The organism is Spirochaetae bacterium HGW-Spirochaetae-1, assembly GCA_002839375.1.
GTDB lineage: Bacteria > Spirochaetota > UBA4802 > UBA4802 > UBA5550 > PGXY01.
Genome location: PGXY01000002.1, coordinates 13962 through 40251, shown reverse-complemented (window position 1 = coordinate 40251; position 26290 = coordinate 13962). Strand labels below are relative to the sequence as shown.

Sequence of the window (26290 nt, the reverse complement as noted above, 5' to 3'; positions counted from 1 at the left end):
TAACGGGGAAAATTATGCTTCATGGCATTACATGCCAATGAAATCTATTTCACCATAAACCAGCCAGACGGTATATTTTCCACAACGCCGCCGGAAAAGCAAGTTTTTTATGAATTTTACTGTATTTATTTTAAACAGTGGAGCATGGGCGCAGGGACTGCCTGTCCTGCGCCCATGAGATATTTACGCGCCTCCCATCTCCTGACGGGAAACCGCTAATTCGATTCCTTCTCGGAACGTATCATGGAGGATTCCTTCATCATTAAACCGAGCACGACATTGACAAAAGACAGAACGATAAAGCCTATCATAAAGGGGGTCATTACCAGAGAATGGGATGCCTTTGTGGCATCGGCGAGAATTTCCATGGTGATATTCCCCATGACAGCCATGATGGTGATGAAAATAACGCCCGATATCTGCCCCGACAGCACTATCATCCCCTGTGATGCCTCTTCGGGAGCGGGATGACTCAGTTCAGCCGCATACTGGTAACCCAGGGGAGCGGCAGCCATGAAGAAAAAGCCGAAGATGGCGCTGGAAATCAACAACGGCACATAGGCCGAGGCAAAGGTGAGGCCTATGATTCCCGGCAGCATACCCGTGAGGCAGAAAACCATGATCACCTTCCGCTTCCGGATTTTATCGGAGATGGGGGGGATAATGATGGCACCGGCTATACCGGCAATCATCATGATGGCACCCACGTTGCCCGCCTCATTGCCGCCGGCAATAAATCCCTTTGAAGCAAGGATAATATCAATGAATGTGGTTATGGCATTGAACATGCCCAGTCCTATGAAAAATATGGCCAGCAGCAGCAGCACATCACGCTGTTGAAAGATGTGCTTCAGTCCTGCAAAAACGGCAAATTTTTCCACCTGGTCGGCATGGCATGGCGGTGTTGCCGGTTTGTTCCTGACCAGCACCAGAAAGATAACGGCCGATATAACCGACACTATGCCGTAGATCACAAGCACATGGGCCACGGCGTCGATATCAAGCCTGACTGATCCAGGCGCCATGTATGACTGGGCCAGGGGCTTTGTTATGGCCATGGCGACGATGATGCCGATAAATTGGAAAAGGGCCGTGATTCCCGTGGCCGTGGCGCGCTCATTAATGGGGAACCAGTCAGCAGCGACCTTTGTCATGGCATTCATGATGAAGGGCTGGGCCACGGCCAGCGCGATCTGGGATATCATCACCATGGTAAAGTCCGCCGCATATACTCCCCGGAGATAGCCGAATACGCCCATAAGCACAGCCCCTATCCCCACGCCGACCCGAATGCCATATCGTTCAATAATAAACAAGGCCGGGACGCTCATCACCATATACACGGCCATAAAGGACATGGAGAGGAACACTATCCAGAAGGGGGTCGTATTATAGAGACCTATGCAATCCACAGTGATGGGCGCAAAGGCAATCCAGTTGAGTTGTATAACACCGTTGAGAAGGGCGAAGGCCAGGATGACTACCCACCGGTATCCATACACTTTATAACCACTTGTTTCCACGGAAAACCTCCAAATTGATATTTTGAGCCAGAAGAACAAAGAGTGATAACTCACTCATTTTATTAGAACACATTCAATCGTGCCATATCAGGTTCCCATGCTTCCGGGAAAGTATATATTTCAGTGTTAATTCCGGTAAGTTCTGCAAAGGTTTGATTTTTTTACTAAACGAATGTCTTATATTCTGAAACAGGAATCAAGCATTTTTTTCATCAACATGGTTTTTACCATAAACCTGCTTGTTGCATTTCAATACTGTGTTGTATCACGCTTGACAAAAAGAAAGTTTCATGCCGAGAATAACCAATATATCCTTATTATAGATAGAAGGAAGGTTTCTGTATGAAGAAGATACTTATGGTAATCAGTTTATGCTTTATCACCTGCCTGTACCTTACAACAGTTGTTTTCGGCGGCTGGGGGGCTGAATTCAAGCGGGCAGCCTGTCAAAGATCCTGCGAAGAGGTCTATACCAAGTGCATGGAAGCCGCGGGCGATACTGTTGACCGCGAGGGTCAGGGCGATTTTGAAGGCGATATCAAATATGAAGCAAAACATGCGGCCTGTCAGGAACGTAAAGACAAATGCATGGAAAAGTGTGACTGATACGGCATTAACAGGGGGTCAGAGCATGCCTGCTCAGACAGCAGGCTCTGACCCAACTGATTTTCCGCAATGATGTACATTACGATTTCAGCCGGGAGAAGATAACATGAGTTCAAATACGATGAAAAAAAAACTGACACGGGGACTGGTCATATATGGGGCCGGGTTTCTCCTTTTTTTTATCTTCCGCCTGATCTACGGGTGCACATCCTATCCGCCGGGGGAATCGGGCATAATAAACCAGTTAAGCGGAGAATCTGCCTCGGCCATACGCAACTATGCCAGCTCTAAAATGAAATACGCAAAGGAGGGTCAGGCGAACCAGGTCATAACCGTCGATCAGAAATACGAACGCATCGCCGACCTGGCCGCTGCCACGGGTAATTTTACCGATGATGAAAACAAATGCCGTAAAACCATTGCGGACAACAAGGCCCTGATCCAGCATGAAAGCCGGTCCGGCCTGCAGGGGAAGCGCACTCTGAATCTCACCATCGGCGTGGACCCGGAGCGCTTCGACGCCATGACCGCTGAAATTGAAAAGATAGGCAATATCATTTCCAAGAATATCAGCAAGATCGACAAAACCAATGAATACAAGGACCTGAACGCGAAAAAGGATTCCCTGCTGAAAACTCGTCAGGCCCTCATAAGCCTGAAGGGCCGCGGCGGCAAAATCGAGGAATTCATCCAGTTGGAAAACAGGATACTGTCCATTGAGGAGGAGATCCAGCAACTGGGCGTGCGGCTCGGTGAATACGACTCGGAGAATGAGTTCTGTACCATCCGGTTCAGCCTGCGCGAAAATGCAACTGCGGCGGGAATACCGGTACTGCACCGGATCAAGGTGGCCCTTGAATGGAGCATCAGTTATTACCTGCTCTTTACCGTACTGGCCGTCATTGGTTCAGGCCTGGTACTTATTTTCATCATTCTCATGGAAAAACTGGGATTTATGAAAAAACTCATAGAGCGTCTTGAATAAAGGGATTACCATTTTCCCGAATGCCCTGCTACAAAAAAAATGATCGTTAAAAAAAATACTTGCCCATGAAAAGATTTTTTATTATATTTAATATGACTGGCAGTCAGTCATATTAATAGGTTAATCATGTCACGGATAAGCAAAGATCCCGAAATACGGAAAAACGAACTCGTCGATGCGGCCGAGGCGCTTTTTGTCGCCGAGGGGTATGAGAATACATCGGTCAGCGCCATTGTAAAGCGAATCGGCGTAGCCCAGGGTACCTTCTACTATTACTTTAAATCAAAGGAGGATGTCCTTGAGGCCGTCATTGCCCGTGTCTTTGATGCTGCCATCGCAGAAACAGCATCGGTCATCAATGATACCACCCTCGACGCCGCGAAAAAACTGGTCCGCCTCATTCAGATAATATTCACATTAAAAGACAACCGTGAAGATTTCTTCAGATACATTCACGAAGATCGTAACGCCCTCCTCCATCAAAAACTGGCGGGAAAACTCCTGGACTTGCTTTCCCCCATCCTGACCAGCATTATACAACAGGGACTACACGAGAAATCCTTCAGTGTCGAATATCCATCCGAAACGGCGGAACTGATGCTGGTAATCATAGGATACCTCTACGATCATCCCCATGAAGAAAGTGAGGTTTCGGAAAAAATGATCTGTGCCGTCACCGGCATGCTGGAGAAAACCCTGGGAATTGCTGCGGGAAAATTGAAATTGAATATATAATTTTTTTGTGCAAAAAATTTGACTGACTGTCAGTCGTAATAATGGAGAATAAATATGAAAACTCTCATAATCGGTACCGGCGTAATTGGAAGCACCTATGGTTGGCAGCTCCATGAGGCGGGATATGACATCACCCATTATGTCAAAAAGACAAAGAAAGAAGACCTGATCCGAACAGGACTCGTAATTAACTGCATGGATATGCGGGAAAGACGGACTGCCGAAATTACTGTCACCTACCGGCCGGCATTTATCGATGATTTTTCCCCTGCCGACGGTTTCGAGCTCATTATTGTACCGGTCAACACTTATCAGGTCTCATCACTGCTTCCATTGCTCAGGGAGAGGGCCGGGAACGCCCATATTCTTTTCTTTCAGAACATATGGGACGGCATCGGAGAAATTGAGAATTACCTGAACCCGGAACAATATTTATTCGGCTATCCCTTTAAGGCAGGAGGGGGGAGAAATGGTAATGAAATACAGTCCATCATTTTCGGCGAAGCCCTCTCGGCCACCATGATAGGGGAAACGGACGGGCGTATCACGTCCCGCTTAAAAAACATCTCGGCAATGATGCGAAGAGCCCGCATGAAACCCAGGATTACGAAAAAAATTATCCCCTATCTGAAAACTCATTATGTTTGGGCAGGCGCCAGTCTGGGCGCATACATGAAGGCAGGGTCCTGGGACCGTTTCACTACGGACGGACAGTGCATACGGGAATCCTATCTGGCCATGCGGGAAGGATTTGAAATATGTAAGAAAATGGGGATCAATCCCGGAACAGTATCACCGTCATGCCTGTTCTATCTTCCCCTTTTTCTTCTTGTGCCCTACACTATGCACGCCTATAATACGGAAGGCATGCGAAAAATGTTCGAAGGTCATGTAGCACATTCACCCGAAGAAATGAGAGTCATCTACCATGACATCCTGGAAGCAGGCAAACGGGAAGGTATCGACATGCCCGTATATAGGGGATTCAGCAAGTATGTAAATGAATACCTTGCATCACTAAAAGAAACAATTTAAATGAGGAGATAGCATGAATTATACTGAAAATGACATTAAAAACATCAAAGGCCTTTCCGAAGAGGAAGCAGCTGAAAGACTGAAAATCCACGGCTACAACGAACTGCCTTCGGCAAAAAAACGGAGTGTATTCAGGATCATTCTCGAAATATTCCGTGAACCCATGTTCCTGCTCCTCGTGGCCTGTGGTGCCATATACCTCGTTCTCGGTGATGTGGAGGAGGCCTTGATGCTCCTGGGATTTGTCTTTGTTGTCATGGGTATCACCATTTATCAGGAGAACAAAACTGAAAACGCCCTGGAGGCACTGAAAGACCTGTCGAGTCCCCGGGCCCTGGTAATACGGAACGGAATCGAAAAACGGATAGCCGGCCGCGAAGTTGTAGAAGGCGATATCATAATCGTCAGGGAGGGAGACCGTGTTCCTGCCGATTCCATTCTGTTGTGGGGTATAAACATCACAGCCGATGAATCGCTCCTGACGGGTGAATCAGTCCCGGTGAGAAAACACCCGTCCCCCGACGAGGAATGCGGAAGCATGCGGCCCGGCGGCGATGACCTGCCCTGCATCTTTTCCGGCAGCCTGGTGGTTCAGGGCCAGGGTGTCGCCAGGGTATTATCCACGGGCATCAACACGGAAATAGGCAAAATCGGAAAGGCCCTTCGCAGCATCGAGAGCGAAAAGACGGTACTGCAAAAAGAAACGGGAAAAATTGTAAAAACAGTATTTATTATCGCCGCCATTCTGTGCACCATAATAGTCACGGTTTACGGACTGACCAGGGGTGACTGGCTTCAGGGAATACTATCGGGCATTACACTGGCCATGGCCATGCTGCCCGAAGAGTTTCCCGTGGTATTGACAATTTTTCTCGCCATGGGTGCCTGGCGCATTTCCAAAAAAGAGGTACTGACACGAAGAATCGCCGCCGTTGAGACGCTGGGTTCCGCCACGGTTCTTTGCGTTGATAAAACCGGAACCCTGACCCAGAACCGCATGTCCATAAAAAAACTGCACTGCAAAGGTACGTTTCTCGATGTGCAGGAAAATATAAACATGCCGCTGCCTGAAGAATTTCATGAACTCGTGGAATACGGGATTCTGGCCAGTAAAAAAGATCCCTTCGATCCCATGGAAAAAGCCCTGGTGGAATTGGGCATCATCAAGCTGTCCAATACGGAGCACCTCCATGATGGATGGAGCATGCTCCAGGAATATCCCCTCTCCCGGGAGCTCCTTTCCCTGTCGCATGTATACCAATCTCCTGCCGACGGGCGGTATATTATTTCCGCGAAAGGGGCGCCGGAGGCAATCGCCGACCTCTGCCATGTCGATGAAAAGACCCGGGAGACTATCGCCGCCGATACTTCAAGGCTGGCCGAAGAAGGCCTCCGCGTCCTGGGCGTTGCAAAAGCCTTATTAACAAAATCATCCCTTCCTGAAAACCAGCATGATTTCGATTTCGAATTCATCGGCCTCGTTGGACTGGCCGATCCCATCCGTGAAACCGTACCGCCGGCCATCGAGGAATGCTACAAGGCAGGCATCAGGGTTGTCATGATAACGGGGGATTACCCGGTTACGGCCCAAAATATAGGGATGCAGATAGGTCTCAGAAATACGGACCAGATAATCACCGGCGCGGAACTGGAAGCCATGGATCCCGCCGAACTTAAGGAAAGAATCGGGACGGCGAATATCTTCGCCAGGGTTGTACCGGAGCAGAAGCTCCTCATCGTCAACGCGCTGAAAGAAATCGGCGAGGTGGTGGCCATGACCGGTGACGGTGTTAATGACGCGCCGGCCCTCAAGGCAGCTCATATCGGTGTGGCCATGGGAGAACGGGGAACCGACGTGGCACGGGAGTCATCGGCCATCGTTCTGCTTAAGGATGATTTCACGTCGATAGTTTCGGCCGTGCGGCTGGGCAGGCGGATTTTTGACAACCTGAAAAAAGCCATGGCCTACATCATCGGCGTTCATGTGCCCATTGCCGGCATATCGCTGATACCGGTGATGATGAACTGGCCCATCATCCTTTTCCCGGTTCATATTGTCTTTCTGGAACTGATCATTGATCCGGCATGCACCATGATCTTCGAGCAGGAGAAAGAGGAGGATGGGATAATGTCGAGGCCGCCCCGTGATCCCGGTGATCCTCTTTTCGGCAAAAAGCTGATAATTCTGAGCGTTCTGCAGGGATTGTTCTCCCTGGCTGCCATAACATTCATTTACAAAGCGGCACTGTTTCTCGGCCACGGAGAGGCCGAGGCGCGAACACTCACCTTCATCACGCTTATTGTTTCAAATCTTTCAATCATCATATCCAACCGGTCATGGTCCAGAAATATTTTTTCGATCATCGCAACACGCAACAGTGCCCAGACCTGGGTGGTCCTCGGCGCCATAGTGTTCCTTGGTATTGTCATCAGTGTTCCTTTTCTTCGCAATATGTTTCATTTCGCTCCCATGCATGCCGTGGACATTCTCCTTGCCCTGTCGGCCGGTCTGGCTTCCATCGTGTGGTTTGAGATAGTGAAACTTATTTCATCGCGAAAACATGTTGAACTGCTGAAGGATTGATTTCATCGGGCAGAGCCTTAAGGGAACCTCTAAAATTAAATTTTTCGAGGTTCCCTTATTAAAAAACTACGATAATAGTGCGAGCAATCACTTACTACATATGATGACAATAGAGCATTGTTGGTAAAAATGAATAAACGGGCTGTTCTTTTTATTCTTGACAGCCCATTATTCGAAGAGAAGCCTAACACTGTGATTTTCATGACAATTCCGAGGTAACCAATGAAGACAAAAATTACAGAATTATTCGGTATCAAATATCCCATAATCCTTTCCGGGATGAGCTGGATCAGCACACCGGAACTGGCAGCGGCAGTATCCAATGCCGGTGGTCTGGGTATTCTTGCCACGGGAGTCCTCAGCGTGGAGGAAACTAAAGAATACATACGCAAAATGAGAGAACTCACCAAAAAACCCTTCGCAGCCAACGTGACCCTCTATTTCCCCGGGTCGGAGAAAAATGTCAAAGTTCTCCTGGATGAAAAGGTGCCGGTGATAAACTATTCTCTGGGCAAGGGCGATAAAATATGCAAAGAAGCCCATGCCTACGGCGGCAAGGTGATCGCCACGGTCACCACATTAAAACATGCCCTTGCCGCACAGCGCGACGGGGCCGATGCTCTCATCGTAACAGGACACGAGGCTGCCGGCCATGGGGGAGCCGTAACATCAATGGCCCTTGTCCCCTATATCGCCGATAACGTGGACATTCCCATCATCGCCGCCGGCGGATTCGCCGATGGCCGGGGACTTGCGACTGCACTCATCCTGGGTGCCGACGGTATAGCCATGGGCACGCGCTTCATGGACTCCATAGAAAGCCCTGTCAACGAGGGGCAGAAAAAAGTAACCAACGAGCTTGACCCCTTCACCACGGTATATACGGACAGGGTTGACGGGATGAAGGCCCGCGTCATGGATTCGAAGGGAGCGCGCAGGCTCATAGGGAAAAAGCTGAACCCCTTTACCGCTCTCATCATGTCGAGAAAAATAGCCTCCATGCTGGGATTCCCCTGGCTGAAGCTGGCCGTGGGCATTGTTTTCATGGGCCCCCAAAAGGCCATGCAGATGGCGCGCATGGCCATCGGCTTTGACGCATTCAAGGCCGGCACCATGGACGGCGACAACGCGAAGGGCGTACTTCCCGTCGGGCAGATTGCCGGCATCATCAACGACACGCCCCCGGTGAAAAAAATTGTGGAAACCATTGCCAGGGATGCCAAAACGGCACTAAAATCCCTGGATGCAAAATTAAAATAGGGCGCTGAAATTTTACTGAGTGAGGAGGAATGCATGGCTTTAATCAAATGGGAAAAAGACGGAACAGTGGCGGTTCTCACCCTGGACAACGGTGAGAACCGGCAGAATCCCACATGGTGCGGAGAGATGCTCAAGGCTTTTGATGAAATGACGGCCGATGAATCGGTAAAGTCCCTGGTAATAACATCCAGTGACCAGAAAAACTGGAGCCTCGGTGTGGATCTGCAGTGGGTAATGGAAGCAATGGGAAAGAAGGATGTTGATGCCATGAGCAAATGGCTCTATCAGCAGAACGAGGTATTTCGGTTTTGCCTTATGGCTCCCTTCCCTACCATCGCGGCTATCAACGGCCATGCTTTCGGAAACGGCGCGATGATGGCCGGCGCCTGTGATTTCCGTTTCATGCGGGCCGACAGGGGTTTTTACTGCCTTCCCGAGGTGGACCTGAATATCCAGTTCACCCCATCCATGATACAGTGGATGAAGAAGGCCATCCCCTATCATCTGTTCATTGACATGAAATGGTCGGGGCGCCGTGTGGGCGCAGCTGAACTGGAAAAACATAATGTCATCAGAAAGGCCTGCCCCACGGCCGAGGATACGTTCAAGGAAGCCATGGAATTCGCCCGGACCTTTGTCAAACCGCGACAGACAATTGCTGAGATGAAACGCAGGACCTACAAACATATAATAGACGCAATGGAACAGGAGGATCCCCGGTATGTTGATCCTCCCACATTCATGTTTACACCGTAATTATTGTTATTGGTCGTTGTTGCGTTGACGTCTTCGCCAAAGACGTCAACGCAACATATTGATATTATGTCACGATTAAATGAATTGACATGCGATATATTTTTAGTTATTATATATTGTTCTTATAACTAAAAAAAAGCAGGAGGGGGAAAATGGGATTTTTAAAAGACGCCGGAGATTCGCTTCTTAAATACGGGGGAATCCTGGTAAACAAAACCGAGGAATACACACGAATAGCGAAGTTAAACCTGGAAATCAAAAAAAATGAAAGTGATATAGAAAAATGCCATCTGAAACTGGGTAAAATTCTCGCAACTGCCATGGATAAGGGCGAATCCTCCCTTGATCTGAAACAGGAGTCCGTATCATCATTGTATGATAAAATAATATCATTACGCCAGATCATCGAAGGGAAGAAAAATGAGATAGAAGCTCTGAAGCAGGAAAAAGCCGGCGAGGAAGGAAAACCCGGCAGTGGCGGCATCTCAAGTCCGGACAGAGATGAGAATCTCTGACATGCAAGCAGCAGCATATGCCTCTCTCCTCTAAAACCGTCATCAACCACATCAGGTCATACGCAGGGCCCTTCTCCCGCCAGGACCTGGTGAAAGACATCATCGGCCGTAAAACCGAAATCCAGAAAAACAAAAAGAAAAAGGGTAAACAACGGGGGAAAAAAATTGCCGAATACAGGCCCCAGAAGGACACGGCAAAAATAGACGAAACCCTCCACGTACTCCTCTCAGCCGGTTTTCTGTCACTGCATAAAAAAAAATACCACGTACGCCACCATTTCATCTCCGACGGTAAAATCATCATCAGTACCAGCGGCAACGGCGTTTTTCTTTCCGAGGACAATACGGAAATCATAGTAGAAAAGGAAGACACAAAGGGCGCCAACAATAATGACCTTGTCTCAGCACGACTGTACGATTACCGGAAAGGATTGTTTTTCGGCGAAGTGGTAAAGATCCTCAAGAGGGACCGCAATCATTATCTTGCGCGCTTTTCCCGCTTCGCGGGCGGCATGATCATCTTCAGGCTTATTGACCTCCCCGGCGATATAGAAGTCTGCCTCGAACAGGGGGCCGACACCCGGGGCAATAAAAAACTCAACGACCCCTCCTTCCTCTTTGTCGTTTCTCTCGCTGACCGTGTCATCAGCGGCAGGCACCTCTGTGAAATAATAGACAGCTTCTCCCTCGATGATGAAAAAAATGACCTGCGCAGAATCGTCCTCAAGCATTCACTTCCCGGCCCCCATAAAGATTACGGTGACCCGGAAACGCTGCGCCACAGCGTCGATCCCCATGAGATGAAAGACCGGAAGGATTACCGCAATGAATTCACCATTACCATCGACGGCGCCAACGCCAAGGATTTCGACGACGCCATTTCCCTGAAAACCGGGGAAGACCGTACAACGTTGTATGTCCATATCGCCGATGTATCGGCCTATGTTGCCAAGGACAGCGATCTTGACCGGGAGGCACAGAACAGGGGCACCAGTTGTTATCTCGGTAATGCCGTAATCCCCATGCTTCCCGAAATCCTCTCCAACAACCTCTGTTCCCTGCGCCAGGGGGAAGACCGGCTCACCATGACCGCCGAGATGATCTTTGACAAAGAAGGCGGATATCTCGGAAGCTCCTTCCATCGCGGCATCATCCGCGTGGACCACCGGCTGACCTATGAAGGCACCGAGGAGATGCTGAATTCCGATGACAGCAGCACCCTGGGAAGAAAGCTGCGGCAGATGCAGTCCCTGGCCCGCATCCTCTACGAAAGGCGGCTCAAAACAGGCAGGCTCGACCTGAACCTGGGCGATGAAGTCGTCATCTACGACGGGGACAGCGTAAAGAGCATTGAATTTGCCGAACGGCTGATCAGTCACCGGATAATCGAAGAGTTCATGCTTTCGGCGAATGAAACCGTGGCGCGATTCATAACAGAAAAGGAAGTCCCCTCGCTGTACCGTGTTCATGAAGAGATGAGCGATGAAAAATTCGCGGCGCTGCTGCAGTTCCTCAAAGTCTACAATATCAAACCGCCGAAACATGCTGATTCAGGGCCGGCAATTCAGGATATCCTGGCCAGGGTTGCGGGCAAAGATTATGAACATGTGGTCAACCTGGTCGTCCTGAAATCCATGATGCAGGCATACTACGGCACCGTTCCCCTGGGGCACTACGGCCTGGGATTCAGGGACTACACGCACTTCACCTCGCCAATACGGAGATATCCCGATCTGGTCGTTCACCGAAGCCTCAAAAGCATACTCGACGGCACTACCCCGCAATACAGCACGGAGAGCATGGATTTTATCGGCGAAAAAAGCTCCGAACTGGAACGGATCGCCCAGAAGGCGGAACGTGACATGCTGAAACTGAAATCGTGCCGGCTCATGCTGGACAGGAAAGGTGAAATATTCCCCGCTATTATCAGCGGTGTCAGCAGGTTCGGCTTCTTTGTGACACTGAAGGAGTCGCCCATTGAGGGTATGGTCCCCATGCGGAACCTCACTGATGACTATTACCTCATCATGGAAGACGAATATACCATCATCGGGAAAAAATACAGCCGCCGGTTCAGGCTCGGCGACAGCGTCAGTTTGCGGCTCACCTCGGTAGAACTGGAGACCATGAGGATTGATTTTGAGGTAGCATGAAATTTGTCATCCATCACCATGTCACCGCCCATGAACACTATGATTTCATGTTTGAAAAAGGAGAGGTGCTGGAGACCTGGCAGATAGCGGCCCGGGACCTGCAGGGATTCCTTCAGGGGTATCCCGTCCAGACGGAGAAAATCCAGGATCACCGGCGGGAATACCTCACCTTCGAGGGGCCCATAAGCTGCGACCGCGGGCACGTTTCCATCTTTGATTCGGGCTCCTATGTAATGGAATATTATGACAATGACGCCATCACTTTAATTGTCAAGGGCGGCAGACTGGAAGGAAAATTATACATCGTACGCCCATTGACAAATGAAGCCCGTATATTATATAATAACCAGAATGAATGATAAGCAGCCATGAACTATTTTATAATCATCCCTTTTATCATATTTCTTGCAAATATCGCCACCATGCTGTACGCACTTGTACTGGACATCAAGAGCCGCATCAACATTTCCTATGCCCTGCTCTCCTTTAACATGGCCCTGTGGATGCTCATCACCGTCGTTCTCTGGATGCCCTCCGACAATTCACTGTTCATCCCTCTGCTCAAGGCGCAGTCCTGTTTTTACTTCGCTACAGGTTTTTTACTCATCCATTTCATCTTCGCCTTTCTCAGAAAAAAAAATAATCTCATATTTTTTCTTTTTACTGCGACCTACATTATCACCGCAGTCATAAGCATCCAAACAGATCTTATAGTAAAGGATTACGCCCTTACGTCCTATGCCGTGACGGAATACCCCGGTCCTCTCTTCGAACCGGCCATTCTCATCAATATATTAATCCCCGTGGTTTATTCGCTGATACTCCTGCTTGACAGAATATTCACCGCGCATGTGGGCATAATCAGGATGCAGCTCATTCTCCTGACGCTCGCCATTACCTCATCGGCCGTAACAGGCATGGTCTTTGCCCTCATCTTGCCCGCGATCTTTTATATTGAAGTCATGAAAGAGATGAGCATTATCGGTTCGCTGCTACAATCGATTATTATCTTCATCGCCATTATCCGATACCGCTTCCTATCTATGAATATGGGCAAAACCGCCGGGGAATTTTTCGCCAATGTCAGCGAGGGAATTATCATCATCGATAATGACGACTCGGTCAAACAGATGAATGACTTCGCTCTGAACCTTTTCACAACGGACAGGGAGAGCATGGGAGGTATAAATATCAAAAACTATATCCCCGATTATGATGTCACGGCCGGTTATCACAATCACGAGACAGTCATGATGTATGGCGATACAGCAAGAAATGTGTCACTGATACAATCACCGGTGACGTTCAAGGACTTCCCTATAGGCAAACTCCTTATAATCACGGATATAACCGAAAGAAAAAAAATGATTTCCCGGCTCCATGACGCCATAGTTTCCGCCCAGTCCGCCAACAAGGCAAAAAGCCAGTTTCTTGCCAACATGAGCCATGAATTGCGCACACCCCTCAACTCCATTCTTGGATTCAGCCAGCTCCTGGCCCTCGATGGAAATAATCTCACGGACCCGCAGATGGAATACGTGGAACACATCAACAAAAGCGGGAAACATCTTCTGGCCATGGTGAACGACCTGCTGGACCTTTCCAGGATCGATTCGGGAAAAATCAGCGTCAGAAAGGAAAAATTTGACATCAGGACCATGCTCTCACAGTTCCCTCTTACCATTAAACCCCTCATCGATGAGAAAGGCCTGAACCTGCAACTCAATGTGAATGAGAACCTGGGAATCATCAATGCCGACATGGTCCGGGTAAATCAGATCATCTACAATCTCCTCTCCAATGCCATTAAATTCACCGATGCGGGAAAATCAATCGGTATAGACGCACGGGGCAATGACGGCACCATCACCATAGAGATATGGGATGAGGGACCGGGAATTCCCGAGGATGAACAGAAACGTCTCTTCGAGCCTTTCAGCCAGGTGGGGACCGCCCTGCAGAATTCCCAGGGAACCGGGCTGGGGCTTTCCATATCAAAGCACCTGGCTGATCTGCATGACGGGGACCTCAACCTGGTCAGCACACCGGGAAAAGGAAGCAGGTTCATCCTCACCCTCCCGGGCCGCATGGAGGACAAGCGCAGCGTAAACAGGATGGCCTTCCGCACGGAAAAAGCCGAACCTGCAAGCGGCAGAAGTCTTCTGGTTCTGGTCGTCGAAGACAACATGGTAAACCTGAAACTGATCACATCCATTCTGAAAACCATGGACCACCGGGTGGACTTCGTAAAATGCGGTGAGGATGCCATCACCGCTGTTCAGAGGGAGTCCTATGACCTTATTCTCATGGACATACAGCTGCCCGGCATGGACGGCATTGCGGCCATGGAAAAAATCAAAATGATCAACAGCACAGTTCCCATAATCGCCCTCACTGCCTATGCTATGAAGGAAGACCAGGAAAAATTTCTGCTGATGGGTTTTGACGATTATATACCGAAACCCATCAGCATAAAGCTGCTGCAGGATAAAATTGTCACCCTCTCCACTATTACCAGCCGCAATCGTTGACCTGAATTATTATCCTTCTTGACAAAAATAATGCATAATATTATTTTTTGTGCATATTATTTTTACCAGTAAATTTTGCTATGCAACAAGGAAATTCATATGAAAGAAACAATAGCCGCATTTTTCCTTTCGTCCTTTGATTCAAAGGACGGTATTCTGGTTCGCAAGGTACGCATCCTTGCATTCATGGATATCGCCATCATGGGACTCATGGTTCTCGTACCACCGCTGGTCTGGGTCACGCGGGGTGACATTCTCAGGCCATTAATTATCGCGGCTATTCCCTTTGCAGGGCTTTTTCTCAGCCTGATATTTCTGAAAAAAGGACGCTACAACGCCTCGGCAAACCTAGCTTCTATAGTGACCTCGGCAGGTATTTTTGCCGGCCTGGCAGTTCAGATAAAGGGAACGCCGAACCTTGGTTTTTCTTCCATGGTAGTAATGACAATGGTGGGAATCGTTTACAGCGCACTCTACTGCACACAGCTCTGGACATCGATGCTCATGCTTTTTTTCATCATTGCCGATATCACGTTCTTTTTATTTCTCAAGCACATGAATGTGGCTGATATTGCAGTAGCCAAAACAGGGCTCATCGTGAACTTGATTTCCATGTCCATCATTTACGGCCTGGCTATGATGATTATTCGGTTCAACAAGGAATCCATCAATGATATCGAAAGTGAGGCCGAAACGACCAGAAGCCAGTACCTCACCATAAAAAACCTTCTGGAGCACATCTCCGATATTTCCTTCAGGCTTGCCGGGTCGGCGGAGGAGATGTCGAGCACTACCACGTCTTTCTCAAACCACGCACAGAACCAGGCCGCTTCCGTTGAAGAAATCACATCGGCCGTGGAGGAGGTCTCGGCCGGAATGGACCTGGCAGTGGCGAACCTGGACGACCAGTTCAAAAGTATATCGGAACTCATGACAAGCATCCAGTCCCTTTCGTCCCTTATAGAGGTCATGAACACAACAGTGGCCAGGACCGGTGAAATCACCGGCGAGGCATTCCGTCAATCCCGCGAAGGCCAGCAGAAACTGGACATCATGAGCACTACCATGTCGACTATCAGCGACAGCTCCAAGATGATGACCGGTGTTGTCGACGTTATAAACCAGATATCGGACCAGATCAGCCTCCTTTCACTCAACGCAGCCATTGAAGCAGCCCGGGCCGGCGACGCAGGCCGGGGCTTTGCCGTTGTGGCCGACGAGGTCTCCAAGCTGGCCGACCAGACCAGCCAGAGCCTGAGTGAAATATCAAAGCTCATAAGCACGACGGAGAAGGAGGTCCAGAAAGGGATGCTCAATGTGGGAGATGCCGTTGCCGTCATGCAGAAAACAATCGGCAACATCAATGCCGTATCGGAGCAGATGCAGCTGATCAATGAGAACATGCAGCAGCAGGTCAACCAGAACAGGAAAGTTGACGCAAATGTTGGAATCGTTGAACAAAGGTCGGAGGAAATACGGCTGTCCATCAACGAACAGAAAACAGCCTTTTTTGAGGTGGCCCGTTCCGTCACTACCATCAATGAATCGACCCAGTCCATTGCCAGCGGAGCGGAGGAACTGGCCGGCACATCGGAAGAGCTCTCATCCCTGGCCGAAACCCTGAAAAATGACGTGGAAACCTATTCGGAATAACGCGGGGAGATGCACGGGCATTCCCCGCCAGGTTCGTTACTCCTGAAAAAATCAGGCATGAATGCCGATAAATTTCCCTTCGGCCTTCAGCTTTTCAATCTCCTTCTCTTCAAGTTCCTTGAAAGCGATTTTCCCCACTTTTGTCTTGGGTATCTCGTCAACGAACTCCACTTCCCGGGGACAGCTCCACTTTATGAGGTCCTTTCTGCAGAACGATATGATGTCCTTCTCCAGTTCCGGACCGGCCTTGGCAATGAATTCCTTCCTGAGCACTACAAAGGCCTTCACCTTCTCGACCTGTTCCATGTCGGGAACTCCGATGACGCAGCACTCCTCCACGGCTTCGTGCCGCGCCAGGTGGCCTTCCACCTGAGCCGGGTACACGTTCATACCCGAGGACTTGATCATGCGCTTCTCCCTGAGTTTGAAGTAGAAAAAGCCATCCTCATCCATGGTGGCGATGTCACCGGTGTGCAGCCATATAAGACCGTCATCGTGCTTCTTCAACACCTTCTCCGACTCTTCAGGCAGGTCCAGGTAGCCCATCATGACCGCGGGGCCATGAACGCAGATCTCACCTTCCTCTCCCGCCGCGGCCTCGTCGTTCGTGCCGCGCTTCACTATCTTGGCCAGCATGTTGGGGAAAGGCACACCGATGCTCCCCTCGCGGTACTCCTTCACCGGCATGGCCATTATGGCCGTTACCGCCTCGGTGAGCCCATATCCCTCCAGGAGACGGACGCCCTTGCCTCCCTGCCGCTCAACAATATTTTCAAAGCGCTCCTTCAGGACACGGGACAGAGTATCGGCCCCGCTGAAGCAGGCAAAGATGGAAGAAAGATCGCTCTTATTAAATTTTTCACTTTTTGACAACGCTTCAAAGAGAGTGGGAACGCCGATAATAAAGTTCGGTTTCTTTTTCATCATCTTGGCAGCCAGATCCGCGTCGAACATGGGCACCAGGATGCTCTTTCCTCCATTGGACAGGGCGGTGTTCACGCACACACCCAGGCCGAAGCCGTGGAATATGGGAAGCATGGCCAGGATATCGGAATATTCGGGATTCATCCCAACCCAGTTGGCGCACATGAGTCCCTCGGAAACAAAATTGTAATTGGAGAGCATGATCCCCTTGGGTGTTCCCGTTGTGCCGCCGCTGTAGAGAATGACGGCCAGGTCATTGGTATCCACGCTGGCCCGCATAGCCAGGGGATGTTCCGTTTTCATGACCCATTTCTTCCAGTCTACTATCATGGGATCGTCTTTGGGAATGGGAGGATTTTTTCGCCCGGCCTTGAGCCAGTAGAGCTTCGCCAGGTGTTTGGGAAGATAGTCCTGCATCCTGCATATGAGAACCTTTTCAACCCCGGCTCTGCGGGCCGCCGGCCTGAAGGCATTGAGCCACATATCCATGGTAAGGGCAAACCGGCTGTTGCTCACCCGGCAGTAGAACTCTATCTCGCTCTCCGTGGACAGGGGATGAATCATGCTGGCTACGCCGCCCAGTTTATTCACGGCATAGAAACAGATTATACCGGGAGGCGACGTGGGCATGGAAATGGTCACCCGGTCTCCTTTCTTAAGGCCCAGTGCGGCCAGGGCATTGGCGCACTGGTCGATTTCTTTCTTGAAATCCAGGTATGTGACCTTTTTACCCATGAAGTCATAGGCTATTCTATCATGAAAATCGGCCACGGCCAGGGCCACGGATTCATACATGCTGATTTTGGGGAAATTGACTTCATGGGGCACATCGCCGTAAAACTTCAACCATGGTTTTTTTTCGTACATATGCTTACCTCGCAGGATTATTTTACAGGCAACGGGAAAATATCAAACCCGATTTGCCCTGTTCAGGCCTTGATGCTCTATATAAAACACCGGTTCCATTCCTATATCACACTTATTATTTGATTTTCTCAACTAATTAACTCTTAACAGAAAAGAATTTGACAGTGATATAAAATAATGAACAGATGTTAATTTAATTAACTAATTCCTTAATTAATGATTTATTTTCTTAACAAACCTTATTTAAAAGAGCCTTTTCATAAATTAATGCAGTAAAATACAACCGGTACATGATATGACAGAAAAAACGGAAATAATCAAACACGAACACCGCATGATACAGTCAATCCAGCGGGCATCAAAAATACTGGACCTGTTCATCGGTGAGAAGAATCCTCTCGGAATCAGTGATTTTGCCCAGAAGCTGAACCTGCCGAAAACGACCATACAGGGAATTGTCACCACGCTCATGGAACTGCGGCTTCTGGAAAAGGACCGCCATTCAGCCAAATACCGCCTGGGAACCAAGCTCTTTCAACTGGGCATGAGCTACGCGACAAACATGGACATTATGACCCTGGCCCGTGTATGGATGGAGCGCCTCTGCTTCAAATATCGGGAAGCCGTGAATGTGGGCATGCTCGTGGGCAGCCAGGTGCTCATCATCTTCAGGGTTGAGCCGGACAAACGCTTCATGACCTTTCCCCAGTCGGGATCACTCATTCCCGCCCATACCAGCAGTATCGGGAAAATACTCTTCTCCCATATGCGGAAGGATAAAAGGGACGAGATTCTCGCCGATTATTCCTTCGATTGCCTGACACAGAATTCCATCGGCAACATCGACCGGTACAAGCAGGAACTGGAAACGGTCAGGAATAACGGCATCGCCTTTGATAATGAAGAGAACATCATCGGGCTCGCCGGCATCGGGGCGCCCATTTTCAATTTCACCGGTCAGGTTATTGCCGCCTTTGCCATTTCCGGCGATGCCGTCCATATAGGCCAGTGCCGAGAGGAAATAATCGCGGAAGTCAAGAATACATCGCGCGAGGTATCACGCCAGCTGGGCTATCAGGAATAGGGCACAATGATGTACAATGTACTGTTTTAAAAGATCGTTACCATGCTGAGTACTTTAATAGAAATATCATGTAATTTATTCGACAATAACGCATGATTATCAAATACTTGTATTTTATGCGTTATTACCGTACATTATACCGATTTACTTCTTTTTACATCTTATGCATGTATTGTCAACAAAATTGCGGGATAAATCTCATCAATTTGTGATATGATCAGGAATTGGCATATTCCCGCACCAGACATTTTCCGGGTAAAAAATAAATGGATACTATAACAGTAACAGTGGATAAACCCGTATACGGCGGATACTGCCTGGCCGCCATCGAAGGCAAAATTATCTTTGTTCCCGACGCCATTCCCGGCGAGGAAGTGGCCGTAACAATAACCAGGGAAAGCAAAAGCTATTCCTTCGGGGAGATAGTTGAAATCCTGCAACCATCGCCGCTGCGCATTACTCCCCTCTGCTCCCTGTATCCACAATGCGGCGGCTGCAGCTACCTGTGTGCCGGTTACGAATCGGAACTGGCCTGGAAAAAAATGATCATCGAGGACAGTCTCACCCGCGTTGGCAAGATATCCGGAACCGACATACCCCCCATTGAGACAATGCATCATGACCGCTTTCACTACCGCAGCCATGGAACGGTAAAACTTTTCCAGGGCCGGGCAGGTTTTTTTGAGCGGGGCACAAACAGCCTGATTCCCTTCCAGGGAGAAGGCTGCCTTTTGCTGGAACAATCCCTGAACAGGGCCATGATGGACCACACCAGTGATGGTACGGGGTACCGGCTGGCCATTGACGCCGAGGGAAGGATCTTTTTTTCAGACAAGGAGTCCCATACCATGTCGGAACGGGAGCAGGGACTGGAATATTCCCGGGACATCTGGAATTTTTTCCAGGCCAACCGTTTCCTCAGGGGAAAAATGCTGACCACGGTGCTTGACTATGCAGGACTGACCGACAAAGATACCTTCCTCGATATCGGCTGCGGCGTGGGTTTCTTTACCCTGGCGCTGGCCCGCAGATCACTGGGCGGAACGGGTGTGGATATGGACAGGTCCAGTATCGGCCATGCCGTTCAAAACGCAAAGATTAACGGGATAACAAATGTCAGCTTCCAGGCCATGGCCGCGGCTGACATCCACCCGGGCAGGCACAGCCCCCGCGCCATCATAGCCGACCCGCCCAGGGCGGGCCTGGATAAAAAGGCCCGGAAAACCATCAATGCCATAAAGGCCCCGGTCCTGGTATATGTTTCCTGCAATCCTTCCACGTTCTCCCGCGACACGGCGGATTTCATTAAAGAAGGATATACTCTGGACAGGCTGACCTTTATAGACATGTTTCCCGGAACGCATCATATCGAACTGATAAGCCGATTTACCCGGTAAGCCGATATAGCGGAAACTCTCCACCCGTGTACTGTCCTTCGCTGGAGACACGGAGGTCACGGAGAATGGATTTATGGTTTTTGTAGTCCGTGGTGAATAATTTACAGGAAATGTTTACAGGTGGCCGTACAGAATCATATTGATCAGCCTGGCTACAAAATAGGCACCGATGAGGAGAAATACGGGCACAGAGCCGAAAACCGAGATAAATTCACTCTGCTTGATGATCCCCTTTCGATAGACCTTCTTGCCGAAAAAATTAACATCGTAAAAGTCCGGGTTCTGCGCCCTGCGGTAGATATTGACAAACACGTGGATCTGCAGAAAAAAAACAATTATAAAAGCCATGCCCGAAAGAAGCCACAGCACAAACTTCAGGTCCACCTTCTGGATAAGTTCGGGATACTTCATAGTCACGATGATGATGCCCACCATGACGCCCATGTTCGTAGCTCCCGTTACAAGAAAGGCGGTGAGAAACTGCTTCTTCCGTTCCGGTGTCTGGCTCGATACATAGGATGCAAGAAAGGCTATATGTATAGTAAAGGACAACACAAGGAGAAGTAATAAAACAGTAACAATCATGATGGACCGATATACTCCCGGCGTCAATCCACGAACCTGCTTCTTATTGATTGGCAGGAATCGGAATTACGACCTTTTTCTATATAAAAACGTCTATTTCAGCAATTACAGGCTTTCTTTAATGAAAAATAATCCGGTTAGATTAACATATTGTTTCTAATATACAAGTAAAATTTACCGTCCCGGCATCCTTTCTTTAATCTTTAAATATCACAGAATCATGCTGGAGAGGATAGAAAGAAAGTCATTACATCGGGAAGCGAAAAGAGACCGGCACCACGAGGATGACAGAAAAGAATACGGGTAGCGGAGCTACTGGTTATACCGGTCAATATATATCATGAGCTGACGGGCACGTGCACTGGCCGGGTCCCCTTTCAGAGCCTGTTCAGCGTAAAAACGGGCCTTTTCCCTGTTCTTATGCTTGAAATAGAGTTCCGACAGGGCAATATTCGCCTCTACATGCTCGGGATTCTGCTCCAGCACCTTCAGGAAATAATCCCTGGCCGTCCGGTCCTCCGGTTCAGGCATGGCTGACTTTTTGAAATGGAATCTGCCCAGGAAATAATTGATATCTATTGAATCGGGATATATCGTCAGCGCCTCACGGCAATATCCCACTCCCTCTTCCCGGTATTTGTTCCGCGCCGTTTCGGGAAGATAGGAATCGTAAACTTCCCTGAAGCGGATCTCGGCCAGGCCCCGCAGGAGCAGGTACCTGTCCTCGTTATCATAGAGGCGCCCCATTCTCTTGTAAGACTCGGAAAATTCCCTGAAGGCGAACTGCAGGAGGCCCTGTTTCAGGTAAATATAACCCAGGGACAGGTGGGCCTCGGGATTGCCCGAATCGAGTTCCAGTGCCTTTTTATATTCCGCAATGGCCTTACCCGACTCGCCGTTCTCGACGAAATAATCGCCCCGGGCCTTGTTGATATAGGCATAGCGCGAAAATTCATCGGAGAGTCTCTGTACCACCCGGTCATTGACGGCGCACTGACGGAAGCTTCCGTTTCCCGTAAGCATGTCCCCGAAAGACTTGCTCCGGTAAATTCTGGTTATCTTGATGCGCGCCGTTACCAGGTTCTTCCCGTTAACGACAAAAAGCTCATCGCCCACCTTCAGTCCCTCCCGGCCGTAGAGCCGTACCGTGATGGTGCTCTTGTCGCACAGCCGGTCAAGGAGATCGTTCTTATCGAGCTCAGTCTGCACGGAGAAGCTCATGGCCTTTCCCCTGATCACGGCTTTCCATCCCTTGACATCGGTCTGGGAGTAAAAAACCTTGGTGGTCATGAGTTTGTCTTTCATGAGATCGGCCGCTGAGGCAGACCGCATTGCCGAGAGCACAATAATCATGGATAGCAGATGGATTATGACTTTTTTTACCGACATATTACAAAAACCGCAATGGATTAAGAGGAGTAAGATATTTCCGTATCTCAAAATGGAGGTGCGCCCCGGTCACGGCACCGGTCTGTCCCGAAAGGGCTATAATCTCCCCCTTTTTCACCAGGGCGTCCAGCTCCGCCATATTTTTACTGTTATGGGCGTACACGGTGATATACCCGTTGCGGTGACGCACGATGACCGCATTGCCGTAACCCTCTTTCCAGCCGCTGAAGATGACCCTCCCGTCAGCAGCCGCCCGTATACCCGTTCCCTCGTTGACGCTTATATCAATGCCGCAGTGGAACTTTCTTTCCCCGGAAAAGGGGTCCCTGCGTGTGCCGAATCCCGAGGTAATTTTACCCCTCAGGGGCCATGCAAAGGCGAGACCGCTCCGGGTCACGGAAGAGTGCCGTGTTTTCCCGGCGATGTTTTCAGATTTTTCACGCACCGGTCCAGGCTGAACAGCGTCGGGAATAAAGAGCCTCTCTCCCCGGCGAATGAGTCCCTTCCGGATATCGTTCTGGGCCGTAATATCACTACTGGAAATTTTAAACCGCAGTGCCAGTCCGCTCACGGTATCGCCCCTTTTTACCTTGTAGTAAAAACCCCTGCGATTGGGCACATCTATCACTCTACCGAACATCAGCCGGTCGGGGTTGCGTATTCCATTCACTTTTATTATGAGACGGTGGTCCGTATCGAAGTTACGGGCGATTATCCATAAATTATCGTTTTTCCGGATTGTATAGGGAGTACTATGCCACCGCCCATCCTTCTTTTTGAGGTTTTCCATGACGCTGACGGGCGTTTCCTTTCGCTGCTTTTTAACGGCGGGAGTATTTTTATTGTTTTTAAAATCCTTACTGAACAGAAAATCATCGAAAGAATCATCATAGATTATCCCGCCCTCGGCGGGGTCCTCGTCCTTCAGGGGGTCCCGGGAATCCATCTGCAGTTCACGGATGATGATAGCGTTCTCCAGGTCAATATTCTCCCGGGGAGTGGGCTCATCGGCGCTTCCCGTCATGGAGGACACCAGTATAATGACAGGAACAAGAAGCATGAGCGCTAAAATAACCCCGAATGTAAGCCTTCTTTTCATACTTACTTAATCGGAATATTCACCGCCAACCTTTACAATCCTCCCTGTTCTCTATAGCGCCAATCTATGCCTTTTCCTTCAAGATATGTGATAAATTCCGACTCGGTAGTAAAATAAAGGCTGTAAGGCAGGTCATAATATTCGCAGTCTCCTTCCTCGATCCCGTGATCCCGGCAAATTTTCGGCCTGCGGTCATAAATTTCACATCGGCCCTGGGACTCCTGTTCCTCGCATTCGGTCCTGAACTCCACATGCCATTTACTATCATGATCCACGAAAACATTGGTATTTTTATGGAGCAGGTACCAGCGGATAAAATCATATCCCTTCTTGGTTGTGGGCCGGTCAATTTCGATGGCAATGTATTGGCAGCATTTCCCGCCGCAGTCACGGCAGGGAGCCTTGTAGTAGTATTCATCCATGGATATAACCGTCCTCTGAGCAATAATGGCGTGATTTATATGCCATTATAAAAAAAAGCGGTTTTTCGTATAGAACATTAATACTTTCAGGCAGGAAATAGGTCAAAAATTCCAGGTCGACATGATAAGCAGCCCATACTGATGCGTTCTGCTGGCAGGTTCGTAGCCGTAACTATCGAGAGAACCGTTATAATAAATCTCAAAGATATCCCCCCTGCCGATGGCCGAGTATTCATACCAGGGACTGAACGATACCCGCCATGTATCGGTGAAAGCATAGGTTACCGGCAGGGCTATCCTGCATCCCGGTTTACTACCCAGGTCTGATTCGGGATTATTGTATCCATCACTCATATCGGAAAGGTTTACCCTGATTCTGCCGTTGAACATCATCTTAAATGCCGCATTGATCCCCACGGTCCATGGCGATACAGGGCTCACTTCAATTAGAAGACCGAGCTGAAAATAATTCCAGCTGTAATATTCACTGTATCCTCCTTCCCCCTGAAGCGCCCTGACCCAGAGATGATATCCGAACCCCCCGTAGGGAATTATGGCAGACTTTGTGTCGGGTCCCTTGAATATATAGCCAATCATGCCTTCCGTGTTGAGCAAAAGATTTAATGTCTTCCCTGTATAAGGAAAGATATCGCCCGTGGCAATATCCATATATGATCCGTCATAGACGGTTTTGGCATAGGTAAAATCGAGGGCGGCCCTGATGTAAAGATTATTGTCCCGGTAATTGTAATCGATGAGAAAACCGGGCAGCCAGCCGATTTCATTGCTTTTTGCCGGTTCCGGCAGCTTTTCATGGTAATCATAATAATATACGTTTACACCGAAGGACAGGCTATGATACTTTTCATCAGTTTCAGAAAAGGCTGTACAGGGTATTAGAAGAACGGCAATATATACTAAAATTTTCTTCATGTATAATAACCTTTGAGTATATTAATTATACTGATGACACCACAATGGTACAATTAGCAGCCCAATGGTTTCCTGCGCAACAATAATATATTTTTTTTCTTAAAAATAAGGGGTCAGAGCCCTGCTTTATACAGGAACAGTTCCCCATCACCAGTCCCGCCGGTCTGACCAAAACTGCATATGAAGATTTAACCATGGGCAAAATACACATTCTGACAATTTGAGAAGAGAAAATTTTCTTTCTTAGCTACATTCTGACCATCAACGGAAAACATTATTCTCAAGGAGATGGTCATTATGAAAAAAACAATTATCACATCACTGGTCTTTTTTACCCTGACAGGGCTCCTGATCGGCTGCTATGATCAAACCGGCGCTGAGGATGGCGACAGCAGGAACGCTGCACGCCAGGTGGAAGTAAAGGCCTGGCCCGACGGCAAAATCCCCTATGCAGTAGAGGCAACCCTGCCAGAACGAGACCTGGATTACCTGAAGCTGGCCATGGAGGAATGGGCCCAGTACTGCAACATTGAATTCATCGATTACACGGGCCGGGAAGACCGTCCCGAATCAACACTGATTATCAACTATACCGACGGCCAGGCTGAAACCACCGTGGGATATGCAAAGAATCCCCGCCTGGCCATCCCCACGGAGTCGAAGCTGTATCAGCGCCACTATGTTCATCTCCTGGGACATATCCTGGGTCTTTTGAAGGAGCATCAGCGGCCCGACCGGGACCTCTACATCACGGTCCACTGGGAGAATATAGCGCCGGAGGCCATGAGCCAGTATGAAAAGCTGGACAGCACCCTGATCACCGAAGAGGATTTCATGTATGACACGGCATCGGTAATGCACTATACCCGTACCCAGGGAAACAAGGCCTTTGGCCTGCGCAGCTTCGATTACGTGAGCGGCGAGGAGTACACCCGGGCCTTCTATGTGAGCACGGGCGACGCCGAGAAGGTGGCGTTTATTTACGGGGCGCCGGTAGCGCAATAAGGATATCTCAAAGGGTATCCCCTTTCATATTTCCTCATGTCCCGGATCCGGGACTATGTGCATGCAGGAGGGGTGTGGCGCATCACCCCTCCTGCACCACCCCCGCGCCGCCTCAAACGCCGGCGGAGGCTTGGAATTTTTTCATACAGCAAATCCTCGCAATGCGTGTTGCGGATGCCCTCCTGGCTTGTCCTCACACGCAGCCCATTCACTCAGACATCCTGTCTTCGTGATTATATCTTTAATGGT

Annotated in this window: 23 protein-coding genes; 16 read left to right on the top strand and 7 right to left on the bottom strand. The window is 49.2% G+C overall.

The window, feature by feature from the left end; translation table 11 throughout:
* Positions 1-21: 21 nt before the first annotated feature.
* Positions 22-219, top strand: a complete 198-nt coding sequence (locus tag CVV44_02205; protein PKL40437.1) for a hypothetical protein — start codon at positions 22-24, stop codon at positions 217-219.
* Here the strand turns inward: CVV44_02205 and CVV44_02200 are convergent.
* Complete coding sequence (locus CVV44_02200) at positions 216-1577, bottom strand: MFS transporter (protein PKL40436.1); 1362 nt, start codon at positions 1575-1577, stop codon at positions 216-218. The two genes, CVV44_02205 and CVV44_02200, sit on opposite strands and share 4 nt — an antisense overlap.
* Positions 1578-1865: 288 nt before the next feature.
* Here CVV44_02200 and CVV44_02195 point away from each other — a divergent pair, with 288 nt between their 5' ends.
* The 12 genes from CVV44_02195 to CVV44_02140 all read left to right on the top strand — a co-directional run bounded on the left by CVV44_02195 (position 1866) and on the right by CVV44_02140 (position 16336).
* Entirely contained in the window at positions 1866-2129 is a 264-nt protein-coding gene (locus CVV44_02195) for a hypothetical protein (GenBank protein ID PKL40435.1), read from the top strand.
* Between the two features lie 106 nt (positions 2130-2235).
* Complete coding sequence (locus CVV44_02190; protein ID PKL40434.1) at positions 2236-3114, top strand: hypothetical protein; 879 nt, start codon at positions 2236-2238, stop codon at positions 3112-3114.
* Positions 3115-3240: 126 nt separating this feature from the next.
* A complete protein-coding gene (locus CVV44_02185; protein PKL40433.1) occupies positions 3241-3849 on the top strand; it encodes a TetR/AcrR family transcriptional regulator in 609 nt (202 codons plus the stop codon).
* Positions 3850-3903: 54 nt separating this feature from the next.
* Entirely contained in the window at positions 3904-4884 is a 981-nt protein-coding gene (locus CVV44_02180) for a ketopantoate reductase family protein (protein ID PKL40432.1), read from the top strand.
* 13 nt (positions 4885-4897) lie between these two features.
* The gene (locus CVV44_02175; GenBank protein ID PKL40431.1) at positions 4898-7468 is read left to right on the top strand and encodes an ATPase; all 2571 of its coding nucleotides are present in this window, start codon (positions 4898-4900) and stop codon (positions 7466-7468) included.
* A gap of 222 nt (positions 7469-7690) precedes the next feature.
* Positions 7691-8728 (top strand): enoyl-ACP reductase, encoded by a 1038-nt coding sequence (locus CVV44_02170; GenBank protein PKL40430.1) that lies wholly within the window; start codon positions 7691-7693, stop codon positions 8726-8728.
* Positions 8729-8761: 33 nt separating this feature from the next.
* Positions 8762-9484 carry an enoyl-CoA hydratase/isomerase family protein gene (locus tag CVV44_02165; protein ID PKL40429.1) on the top strand — a complete coding sequence of 241 codons (723 nt, stop codon included), beginning with the start codon at positions 8762-8764 and terminating at the stop codon, positions 9482-9484.
* A 152-nt stretch (positions 9485-9636) separates the two neighbouring features.
* A complete protein-coding gene (locus tag CVV44_02160) occupies positions 9637-9999 on the top strand; it encodes a hypothetical protein (protein ID PKL40428.1) in 363 nt (120 codons plus the stop codon).
* Between the two features lie 17 nt (positions 10000-10016).
* Complete coding sequence (locus tag CVV44_02155; protein PKL40427.1) at positions 10017-12152, top strand: hypothetical protein; 2136 nt, start codon at positions 10017-10019, stop codon at positions 12150-12152.
* Entirely contained in the window at positions 12149-12511 is a 363-nt protein-coding gene (locus CVV44_02150) for a hypothetical protein (protein ID PKL40426.1), read from the top strand. The genes CVV44_02155 and CVV44_02150 overlap by 4 nt, the downstream gene beginning before the upstream one ends.
* A gap of 9 nt (positions 12512-12520) precedes the next feature.
* A complete protein-coding gene (locus tag CVV44_02145; GenBank protein ID PKL40425.1) occupies positions 12521-14683 on the top strand; it encodes a hypothetical protein in 2163 nt (720 codons plus the stop codon).
* 99 nt (positions 14684-14782) lie between these two features.
* Positions 14783-16336 carry a hypothetical protein gene (locus CVV44_02140; GenBank protein ID PKL40424.1) on the top strand — a complete coding sequence of 518 codons (1554 nt, stop codon included), beginning with the start codon at positions 14783-14785 and terminating at the stop codon, positions 16334-16336.
* 51 nt (positions 16337-16387) lie between these two features.
* On the opposite strand, the gene CVV44_02135 is transcribed toward CVV44_02140, so the two are convergent.
* Positions 16388-18127 (bottom strand): hypothetical protein, encoded by a 1740-nt coding sequence (locus CVV44_02135; GenBank protein PKL40423.1) that lies wholly within the window; start codon positions 18125-18127, stop codon positions 16388-16390.
* Positions 18128-18422: 295 nt separating this feature from the next.
* Here CVV44_02135 and CVV44_02130 point away from each other — a divergent pair, with 295 nt between their 5' ends.
* On the top strand, positions 18423-19211 hold the full coding sequence (locus tag CVV44_02130) for a hypothetical protein (GenBank protein ID PKL40422.1): 789 nt from the start codon (positions 18423-18425) through the stop codon (positions 19209-19211).
* Positions 19212-19477: 266 nt separating this feature from the next.
* A complete protein-coding gene (locus CVV44_02125) occupies positions 19478-20608 on the top strand; it encodes a hypothetical protein (GenBank protein ID PKL40421.1) in 1131 nt (376 codons plus the stop codon).
* Between the two features lie 114 nt (positions 20609-20722).
* Here the strand turns inward: CVV44_02125 and CVV44_02120 are convergent, their stop codons facing one another.
* From CVV44_02120 to CVV44_02100, 5 genes are all read right to left on the bottom strand, one after another.
* The gene (locus CVV44_02120) at positions 20723-21193 is read right to left on the bottom strand and encodes a hypothetical protein (protein ID PKL40420.1); all 471 of its coding nucleotides are present in this window, start codon (positions 21191-21193) and stop codon (positions 20723-20725) included.
* Positions 21194-21505: 312 nt separating this feature from the next.
* On the bottom strand, positions 21506-22582 hold the full coding sequence (locus CVV44_02115) for a hypothetical protein (GenBank protein PKL40419.1): 1077 nt from the start codon (positions 22580-22582) through the stop codon (positions 21506-21508).
* Position 22583: 1 nt separating this feature from the next.
* Complete coding sequence (locus tag CVV44_02110) at positions 22584-23681, bottom strand: hypothetical protein (protein PKL40418.1); 1098 nt, start codon at positions 23679-23681, stop codon at positions 22584-22586.
* A 32-nt stretch (positions 23682-23713) separates the two neighbouring features.
* Positions 23714-24103, bottom strand: a complete 390-nt coding sequence (locus CVV44_02105) for a zinc/iron-chelating domain-containing protein (GenBank protein PKL40417.1) — start codon at positions 24101-24103, stop codon at positions 23714-23716.
* A gap of 102 nt (positions 24104-24205) precedes the next feature.
* Complete coding sequence (locus CVV44_02100) at positions 24206-25036, bottom strand: hypothetical protein (GenBank protein ID PKL40416.1); 831 nt, start codon at positions 25034-25036, stop codon at positions 24206-24208.
* A 288-nt stretch (positions 25037-25324) separates the two neighbouring features.
* Between CVV44_02100 and CVV44_02095 the strand changes: the two genes are divergently transcribed.
* Positions 25325-26041, top strand: coding sequence for a hypothetical protein (locus tag CVV44_02095; GenBank protein PKL40415.1), 717 nt, complete (start codon positions 25325-25327; stop codon positions 26039-26041).
* Positions 26042-26290: the final 249 nt, after the last annotated feature.